Raw genomic sequence first — 2,024 nt, forward strand, 5'->3', positions numbered from 1 at the left:
CACCAGGTGCGCTGGCCTTCCAGGAAACCGCGCGTGCCGTCGATCGGGTCGACGACGAAGGTGCGGCGTGCCGAAAGCCGGACCGGATCGTCAACTGTCTCTTCCGACAGCCAGCCATAATCCGGCCGCGCCGCCAGCAATGTTTCGCGCAGATAGGCGTCGGCCGCGTGGTCGGCCTCGCTGACCGGTGATGTGCCGCCCTTCATCCAGACTTGCGGGCTGTTGCCGAAGTAGCGCATGGCGATCACCCCCGCCTCGCGGGCGGCATCGCGCAGCAGCGGCAAGTCTTCGGTGGCTCCGGCAGTGGTCAGGTCATGCTCCGGCAAGGGTCATGCCTTCGATCAGGAGCGTCGGCGCCGCGGTGCCGAAATTGCGGTCGAGGTCATCGGCCGGCACCATGTTGAGGAACATCGTCTTCAGGTTCGAGGCGATGGTGACCTCGGCGACGGGATAGGCCAGTTCGCCATTCTCGATCCAGAAACCGGAAGCGCCGCGGCTGTATTCGCCGGTGACCATGTCGACGCCCTGGCCGAACACCTCGGTGACGTAGAAGCCGGTCTTGAGCGATTTGATCAGCTCTTCCGGCGACCGCTCGCCGGGTTCGATGGCGAGATTGGTGGAGGATGGCGTAACGGAGGAGCCGCTGCGTGCGCCGCGGCCGTTGGTGACGAGGCCCAGCTCCCTTGCAGCCGAGGTCGACAGGAACCAGTGGTTGAGCACGCCCTTCTCGACCATCAACAGCTTTTCGCCCTCGACGCCTTCGCCGTCGAACGGACGCGAGGCCTGGCCACGTCGCCGGAGCGGCTCGTCGGTGACGGTGATGGCGGAGGCGGCCACCTGCTTGCCCATCATGTCGCGCAGGAACGAGGTCTTGCGCGCGACCGAGGCGCCGTTGATGGCGCCGGCGAGATGGCCGGCGATGCCGCGCGCGACGCGTGGGTCGAACACCACGTCGACCGGCCCGGTCGCCGCCTTGCGCGCGCCGATGCGGCGCACGGCGCGCTCGCCGGCCTTGCGGCCGATGTCCTCGGGCGCATCGAGATCTGCAAAATGCTGGCGCGAGGAGAATTCATAGTCGCGCTCCATGCCGGTGCCCTCGCCGGCGATAACGCTGGCCGAGCGCGAAAAACGCGAGCCGACATAGTGGCCGAGGAAGCCGTGCGAGGTGGCCAGCACCAGGCCGCCCAGCCCGGCACCGGCGCTGGCGCCGGCCGAATTGGTCACGCCCTTGACGGCAAGCGCTGCCGCTTCCGCCGCCAATGCGGCTTCCTTCAACTGGTCTGCCGACACTTCGGTGGCGTCGAACAGGTCGAGATCGCGCGTCTGTTTGGCGAGCAATGCCGGATCGGCCAGCCCTTGATAGGGATCCTGCGGCGACACTTTCGCCATCGCCACGGCGCGCTCGGCCAGCGTTTTCGGGTCGGACGCCGCTGTCGCCGAGACACTCGCCACGCGGCCGCCGACGAAAACGCGCAGCGCCACATCCTCGCTTTCGGAAGCTTCGGTAGCCTCGACCTTGCCGAGACGCACCGACACACCGGTCGAGCGGCCGCGCACGGCCACCGCGTCGGCGGCATCGGCGCCGGCCTTTTTGGCAGCCTCGACCAGGGCCGCGACGCGGTCGGTCAATTTTGCTGCGTCTGATATGTCGGTCATGCCTGAAATCCTGCTGGTGCGGCCGGTGTGCGGCCGTTGCCCACCCATCTATTGTTCCGGTCCGGCTTGTGCAATGGCATAGGCTTCAATCAAAATGCAGGGCGGACGGTTCAAACCGCGAACCCTGTGACGCAAAATCGGTTCGCAGCCTGCACGGAGCATTTCGATGACGCCTTTCCATCTCGCCTTCCCGGTCCGTGATCTCGATGAAACCCGCGTTTTCTATGGCGAGGTGCTGGGCTGCGCGATCGGCCGCTCGTCAGCGACCTGGGTCGACTTCGACCTCTACGGTCACCAGATGTCGGCGCATCTGCGGCCGCAGGCCGCACAGGCCCCCAGCGACGGCAAGGTCGACGGCATTGTCGTGC

At 66.8% G+C, this 2,024-nt stretch carries 2 protein-coding genes and 1 pseudogene; 1 reads left to right on the forward strand and 2 read right to left on the reverse strand.

All coding sequences use genetic code 11. From position 1 onward, the window contains the following. Together EN879_RS33475 and EN879_RS33480 are read right to left on the reverse strand one after the other, a co-directional pair. On the reverse strand, nt 1-326 hold a 326-nt coding region (locus EN879_RS33475), incomplete at its 3' end, for an inositol monophosphatase family protein (protein WP_281034623.1). Then, nucleotides 313-1,656, reverse strand: a complete 1,344-nt coding sequence (locus EN879_RS33480; protein WP_013532347.1) for a TldD/PmbA family protein — start codon at nt 1,654-1,656, stop codon at nt 313-315. The genes EN879_RS33475 and EN879_RS33480, both read right to left, overlap by 14 nt. A 166-nt stretch (nt 1,657-1,822) precedes the next feature. On the opposite strand from EN879_RS33480, the pseudogene EN879_RS33485 reads away from it, so the two are divergent. Beyond that, nucleotides 1,823-2,024: pseudogene (locus EN879_RS33485) on the forward strand (dioxygenase); the annotation flags it as partial.

Origin of the sequence: Mesorhizobium sp. M7A.F.Ca.AU.002.02.1.1, assembly GCF_003998535.1 — a bacterium.
GTDB classification, from domain to species: Bacteria; Pseudomonadota; Alphaproteobacteria; order Rhizobiales; family Rhizobiaceae; genus Mesorhizobium; species Mesorhizobium ciceri.